Source organism: Segatella cerevisiae (genome assembly GCF_024054555.1).
Lineage (GTDB): Bacteria > Bacteroidota > Bacteroidia > Bacteroidales > Bacteroidaceae > Prevotella > Prevotella cerevisiae.
The window spans coordinates 1-6,485 of record NZ_JAMXLY010000078.1 but is presented as its reverse complement, the minus strand read 5'-3'; the positions used below and the strand labels follow the sequence as shown (position 1 = coordinate 6,485).

The window sequence follows — 6,485 nt, the reverse complement described above, 5'->3', positions numbered from 1 at the left end:
TGTCTGAGGCAGAATACACTGCAATTGATCATGTGCGATGGAAAAATCGCAGCCTGACAGTAAATGGCAAAGATAACTGAGAATGAGAAACAAAAAAGAGGATGTATCTTTTGACACACCCTCTTTAATTTATTTCGCTGATTAAATCCTCGAGGGCTGCAAGTACCATTCCAGTCGTTTAACTTCGCAATTTTTCTAATCTATTGTCCACATCTCTTCTCAAACCAGAATGCATACAAAAATGAGATATAACAATATTATATATTACAAATCGGCCATAATATATCTATTTACTAAAATAAAATAGTAATAAATCTTAATTTTATATCGAATATTATCCATTTATATTAACTTTGTTGATAATTAAACTAACAGATATTTTGGCACCTATTTATGATACAGGAATTTAAAACAAAAAACTTCCGTTCTTTCAAGGATGAAGTTACACTTAGCTTTGAAGCTACAAAGGACACAATTTTCGAAAACACACAAGTTGTTGAAGTTGCTTCAGGAGTGCGCTTACTCCGGCTTGCGATAATATATGGAGCAAATGCAAGTGGAAAATCCAATCTTCTTGATGCTTTCAATTTTTTACGTCGGTTCTGGTTCGAGCGTCATGCGGACATGGATGAACCTACTGGAACCATTCCTTTTCTTCTAGATAAAGATACTCCAAGACAACCTACTGAATTCAGTTTAAAGTTCTATATTGGAAGTATACGCTATTGGTATCAGCTTATCTTAGACAAACACCACGTTGTATTAGAAAAGTTATTTTATTACAGAACGGTTCAACCGACAATGCTTTTTTCTCGAGAATTTAAGGATGGACGGTCCGTTATTAAGTTTAATCCCGTCGTAATCAAGGTAAGTAATAATGTTCTTGATGAAATCACATTGAAATGCCTCCCTAACATGTCATTCTTCGCAGCCAGGAATATGGTCAATTGCACCCTAGAATATGTAGATGAAGCCCGTAACTGGATGAGGCATCACACCTTGCCCCTTATAGATTCTAGAACTATCATGTTTAATTATGCTGGGCAAAAAATGCTGAGGGATACTGATTTGAAGAAATATATTCTAAACTTTATCCATCGTGCAGATTTCAACATTACAGATGTCAATGTGGAAAAGAAAGCAGAACCGATCCCATCCGAGTTCCGTAATATTTTACTCAATGATGACAATGTTTCAAAAGAAGAAAAAGATAAAATACAGGTCAATCCCGTATTCAATAGAATAAATACTAATTTCGAGCATACTATAAAGAACTCAAGAGGTGTTGAGAAATATATTCTTCCTGAAGAACTGCAAAGTCAGGGTACAAGAAGGACTTTTGGCATTGAAGCTGCCATTTACCAGGCAATATCAAATGAAGAATTCCTGCCTATTGATGAAATCGAATCTTCTCTTCATCCGGAATTGATAGAATTTATACTGGAACAGTTTTTGAAGATAAACAATAGGAGCCAACTTTTGGTGACAACCCACTATGACCCTTTGCTCAATACTGTTGACGATCTCATCAGAAAAGATTCTGTCTGGTTTACAGAGAAAAGAGAAGACGGTAATTCCAATCTTTATTCCCTTACCGACTTCAAAGGATTGAACAAAATTCGTTCTTTCCAGAAATCTTACCGTAATGGTGCATTTGGTGCACTTCCAAATATACAGGCATAATGGCACGAAGGACTGCGACTAAAAGAATCAGGCAAGCACGACCGACACTTATAGGTGCGGGGATTACTGAGCAATACTACTTTACTCATCTTCAGACCATTTTCGGTTTGAAAGTGAAAATTCGTCCACGCTATTTTGGTCGAGAGGATATCCATGCATTAGAGAAAAAGATTCAGCAGGTTTTGGACGATGATGGGAAAGCTATCGTTGTCTTCGATGCAGATGTGTCTACTTGGGATATTAAGGAAAGACAACGTCTTACCTCATTAAAGAAGAAATATATAAAAGAAAAGAATGTGATAATCTGTGACAGTCTGCCTTCCATAGAATATTGGTTTTTACTTCACTATATCAATACTACGAGAAATTTCAGGACTTCACAAGCTGTTATTAGCCAACTGAGTAAGTATGTGGTTAACTTTGATAAGACTGAATCATTCCTAAAAAATCAGAAATGGGTATCAGACCTCTGCTCTGAAGGAAAACTTCAGATAGCTTATAAAACGGCTAAGGATAACAGTAATAAAAAAGGATCTTATAGCAATGTATGGAAAGCCATAGAGGAAATAGGTCTATTGAAAAAGATAAAAGACAAGTGACCTCCTTATACCTTAGCAAGTTAGTTGAAGATCTCAGCTACTAGACTTTGATTTCTATTACCGATGACGGGATAGATCATCGATTAAAACAGAACGAGCAGGACGGATACTCCGGTTTAGTTGACTATCCAAAAGTAATCCGAATCAGGAAGGCCGATCTTCTTGTTGGCAGGATATTGGCAAAATCCGGAAAAAATTACGCTTCATCATCTTAAAAGGCAGCAGGACAATTGCTGACGGGCACGCAGGAGACACAATCATCAAAAAGCGAAAATTGCGGGCAAAGAAACTTAGAGATCAGAATGATACGGCTGTAAGTTCCTGCCCAATCAGTTGGATGATTTTACGGATGGCATTCATCCGTTCCCTTGAAGGACGTTTGCTGCCGCTGATGTATTGGGCAAACAAACTCTGAGAGATTCCCAGGCGACGTGCAATGGCGGAAGCGTTTAACTCCGGATGGTGCATGAAAAAGATATAAAGCGGACTGGATGACTTTTGCCTGAAGAAACCTTCAAAACTGAGGTCTTCATCCAATGCATCCCAATGAATGCCATCCGGTGTGATGGTATACATCACTCTCTGTTCAGGAGTAGCATTTTGCAAACGAGGATAGTCTGCAAACTGCTCGCTTGCCTCTCGACCGTCATCCGTACTCACCCATACAGCGGTATCTGTAAGCCAAATTTTATCTATCTTCATTTTGTGTTATTAAAAAAATTGTTCCAGTGTTCTGCTATCACTTCCTGATTTTCTTCTATGACCGACTTCACAAGTTTCAGCTCTGAAGTCTTTAATCCGTTATTCTTTATAAGTCTCACAGGAAACAAAGTGAATTTTGTACCCACCTCGCCCTTGATCACATGAATATGGATTGGCTTGTGATCATTGGAATAGAACATAAACCGAAAACCAAAGTAATGCAACTGATTAATATTTTTCTTATATTCATCAGCATTGCAAGAAATACCCAAATGGATTCCGGTATCTTTGACGACTTGTACGATTGTAGACTTCCTGAACCATTTGGACCGGCAAAAACTCTCAGCCTACGCTTCATTTGCGCCTCTTTAAACTGTAACTGCGTCTTTCTGCCTTAACTTCGGATTGAGGTAAGTTGTCACGTAAAATCCGCTCACCCTTAGAGGTTACCGAATAGATACGATTTCCCCTCAGAATCACAGCCACCCCCTTGGAGACAGCAGTTTCATAAGCTCTTCTTCCATAAAGAGAAAGTCCCTTTTTAATATAATACAAGTCCGATTTCATTTTTACCTCCTTATATGACACTTGCCAGTCAAAAATAAATTGTTTATATCTTGAACTGTACCTCAATCTTTTATCACTACTAAATTACTAAAAGCCGACGATCTGTGCAACTTTTTTAATCATAGTTTATTAAATTATTTTGAGCAGATACAATTTCACCAAAGTGTATGAAGTCATTCACGGATATTGATTCATTTTTACTAGGATTTCCGGTATATATCAAAAATAGTTGATAATAAATTCCCAAAATTGGGAATTTTATAGTACCTTTGCAACATGAAATAACACCGATATGGACATATATATCGAAGATGAGGATCTAAAAGAACTTATTGAAACTGGAAAGAACAGGAAATACAAGAAGTTCAGTAAGGACAAAGTGTTCATGCAAAAGCTGGTAATGGTTATCCAGACCATGAGAGCTGTTTCTAATACAAGAATGCTTGGCTCTGTTAGTTTTCTACATTATGAACGTTTAAAACATTCAGGACGAAGTTCAATCAGAATTATGAACGGTAGAGTTGAGCGTTTAATTTTCAGAGAATCAGAAGGTGGTAAGGAAGTAACAATAATAATATTAGATGAAACGCATTATGGCAACAAAAAGTAAAGTGAATTTTCCTTTATTCACTACTGTACACCCTGGTAGCGTATTAAAGGAAGAACTATCAGCAAGGGGCTTGGATCAGAAAAGTTTTGCTAAAAAATGCGGAATTCAAGCCTCTCACCTTAATGAGGTCATTAGAGGTAAACGCCCCATTACCCCTACTCTAGCAGGTAAACTGGAAGATCAATTGGGCATTTCTGCAGTCACTTGGCTTACGATGCAAAGCCAATATGACTGTGATATGCTTAAGATTACAGAAAGGAATATTGCAGAACAAAAAGCACATAACACTTTGATGGAATACAATAAAGTCTTTGATGTCCAAACTATTTTAAAACGCTTAGAGATCAAGACCCAATCGTATAAAAACCAGTTGGAAATATTAGTTACGCAATTGTGTCTGCCTACAGCTACAGAACTACAGACAACCGAAATGGGTCTTTTCAGAAAATCGGAGAAAAGAGGAACTGATGAGAGAATGATTCTAACATGGGTTCTTTTGGCAAAAGCTGTCTCCAGACGAAATAGTATTGACAAGACCAAACCTATGTTAGACAAAAAAGGCTTAGTGGAAGAACTTGCTCACATTTTCAACGAGAACAAGGATACTCTCAAAAAAGTACATGAAACATTAGAATGTCATGGCATTAAATTTAGTGTTGTCGAAAAAGTAGATAAAGCCTCCATAGATGGTTTCTCATTTATTGAAGATGGAATTCCAAGTATTATCGTCACCATGCGTTATAATCGAATAGATAATCTCGCTTTTACGGTCATGCATGAACTTTGTCATGTTATGAGACATTTAGATGACACCAAATATGACCATTTGAACATTGATGATGAGGAAAGGAACCATGAAGAAATGGAAGCAGACAAATTTGCGTCCAATGCACTTATTCCTGATAGTTTATGGAAAAAGTCACCTAAAGTCCGTCCGACATCATACTTAATACAACGTGACTATTCACATTGGGCCGAAGAAAACGGCTTAAATAAATGGATCGTTCTTGGCAGGATTTCCCATGAAACAGGAATGTTCAAATTTAAGGACGACGGAAAGAGAAAAATTGCATAGATAATGACATTCTACTACAAGAGCGCCATATATTTGTTCCTAGAACAATAGATGGATCCCGCATTTTATCACTACCGAATGGTACGTCAAGTTACGAAGAACGAGAGATATTGAAGTCTTGTGCGAGTTTGTCTCTCTGGTCCCAAATCCGCAGGAAGTGATCCATGCCGATATCGAATTGGGGACTCACGGGCTCAGCAATTGGCTATAAAATTTGGAGACAGATTCAAGATTATGTAAATTTGCTGACTGTAATGTCCCTCATCAGAGAAACACGATTGGAAATCGTGCCTTTCGGATGAGGTTAACAACTAAACAAAAAAAGGCTTTGACACAGTTCATCTAACCATCCCAAAAAATCTAAAATCACACAATTGTTCAAGGCTGAACGACTCAATCAGAGATTAGTCGGTCATGGGCGGCCCGATATTGACAGATGTCTTTCTTTAGCCTTTTTGCTTCCTTTGTATCCTTTTCTGTTACGATAAGGTCTTCATAAAACTCTAGTGCATTGTCATAGTTGAAAGTGTAGATATATCGTGCATTCAGGCTGAGCAGTTCACGATGAGTCGTCACATCTACATCATCAGAAATCACACGATCATCTTCAATCAATTTTATTTTTCCCTTTTTATCTTTTTTAAGTACAGGAGTTCTTTCCTCAATATAACTGTCTATTGCCTCATGATAGCCCTTACGTCTTACATAGTCAGAAGCGATTCCCAAATATCCATACTTTCCGATGAGATCATCATCTGATGCACGCCAAGTCTGACGTTCTTCTGTATACATCTCCACCATCATGTCATGAAGCAATTCTTTCCAAGATAAGAACCTATTAGATATGTTCTTACTGAATCCTGCACCGATGATGAACGAAACGGTTCCGTTCTTCAAGTTCTTGGCTATATCTTGTATAGCCAACTTGCATTTACTAACTGAGTTTTCCTGATTCTCTTCAGAAGTACTATCCTTATCACTCATAAAACGACTCCGGTTCTACTGGTTTACTTTATCTCCATAAAACAAAGGGCCGAGTTTTCTCAGTCCTCTTACTTTCAATTCTAATAATCTGGGCATTCCTCGTGATTATTCTGACAATTTTCATCAGTTCATAGAAGATACCCGTTGGCGGAATTAAATACCTAAAATATTTATGTTTAAAAAGTTGCACATATCGTTGATTATTAGTAACTTAGTATTGACAAAATATCTAAGTACAATTCAACGTATGCACAACTTATATTCA

The 6,485-nt window shown here is 37.3% G+C and carries 7 protein-coding genes; 4 read left to right on the top strand and 3 right to left on the bottom strand.

Going from position 1 to position 6,485, the window contains the following annotated elements:
• The first annotated feature begins 393 nt into the window (after positions 1–393).
• Positions 394–1,683, top strand: coding sequence for an AAA family ATPase (locus NG821_RS12165; RefSeq protein WP_252761929.1), 1,290 nt, complete (start codon positions 394–396; stop codon positions 1,681–1,683).
• Positions 1,683–2,282 (top strand): RloB domain-containing protein, encoded by a 600-nt coding sequence (locus tag NG821_RS12160; RefSeq protein WP_252761928.1) that lies wholly within the window; start codon positions 1,683–1,685, stop codon positions 2,280–2,282. The genes NG821_RS12165 and NG821_RS12160 overlap by 1 nt, the downstream gene beginning before the upstream one ends.
• Before the next feature lie 297 nt (positions 2,283–2,579).
• Here NG821_RS12160 and NG821_RS12155 read toward each other — a convergent pair whose 3' ends face one another.
• Together NG821_RS12155 and NG821_RS12150 are read right to left on the bottom strand one after the other, a co-directional pair.
• Complete coding sequence (locus NG821_RS12155; RefSeq protein WP_252761927.1) at positions 2,580–2,984, bottom strand: DUF2442 domain-containing protein; 405 nt, start codon at positions 2,982–2,984, stop codon at positions 2,580–2,582.
• A complete protein-coding gene (locus tag NG821_RS12150; RefSeq protein ID WP_252761926.1) occupies positions 2,981–3,184 on the bottom strand; it encodes a DUF4160 domain-containing protein in 204 nt (67 codons plus the stop codon). The genes NG821_RS12155 and NG821_RS12150 overlap by 4 nt, the downstream gene beginning before the upstream one ends.
• Positions 3,185–3,843: 659 nt before the next feature.
• Between NG821_RS12150 and NG821_RS12145 the strand changes: the two genes are divergently transcribed.
• The gene (locus NG821_RS12145; RefSeq protein WP_252761925.1) at positions 3,844–4,161 is read left to right on the top strand and encodes a hypothetical protein; all 318 of its coding nucleotides are present in this window, start codon (positions 3,844–3,846) and stop codon (positions 4,159–4,161) included.
• Positions 4,145–5,236 (top strand): HigA family addiction module antitoxin, encoded by a 1,092-nt coding sequence (locus NG821_RS12140; protein ID WP_252761924.1) that lies wholly within the window; start codon positions 4,145–4,147, stop codon positions 5,234–5,236. Before NG821_RS12145 ends, NG821_RS12140 begins: the two co-directional genes overlap by 17 nt.
• A 393-nt stretch (positions 5,237–5,629) precedes the next feature.
• Here NG821_RS12140 and NG821_RS12135 read toward each other — a convergent pair whose 3' ends face one another.
• The gene (locus NG821_RS12135; protein WP_252761923.1) at positions 5,630–6,220 is read right to left on the bottom strand and encodes an SIR2 family protein; all 591 of its coding nucleotides are present in this window, start codon (positions 6,218–6,220) and stop codon (positions 5,630–5,632) included.
• Between the last annotated feature and the right edge of the window lie 265 nt (positions 6,221–6,485).

Coding starts and splice junctions, on each gene's coding strand:
- NG821_RS12165 (WP_252761929.1), top strand. CDS start 394: ATGATACAGGAATTTAAAACAAAAAACTTCCGTTCTTTCAAGGATGAA.
- NG821_RS12135 (WP_252761923.1), bottom strand. CDS start 6,220: ATGAGTGATAAGGATAGTACTTCTGAAGAGAATCAGGAAAACTCAGTT.
- NG821_RS12145 (WP_252761925.1), top strand. CDS start 3,844: ATGGACATATATATCGAAGATGAGGATCTAAAAGAACTTATTGAAACT.
- NG821_RS12160 (WP_252761928.1), top strand. CDS start 1,683: ATGGCACGAAGGACTGCGACTAAAAGAATCAGGCAAGCACGACCGACA.
- NG821_RS12140 (WP_252761924.1), top strand. CDS start 4,145: ATGGCAACAAAAAGTAAAGTGAATTTTCCTTTATTCACTACTGTACAC.
- NG821_RS12150 (WP_252761926.1), bottom strand. CDS start 3,184: ATGTTCTATTCCAATGATCACAAGCCAATCCATATTCATGTGATCAAG.
- NG821_RS12155 (WP_252761927.1), bottom strand. CDS start 2,984: ATGAAGATAGATAAAATTTGGCTTACAGATACCGCTGTATGGGTGAGT.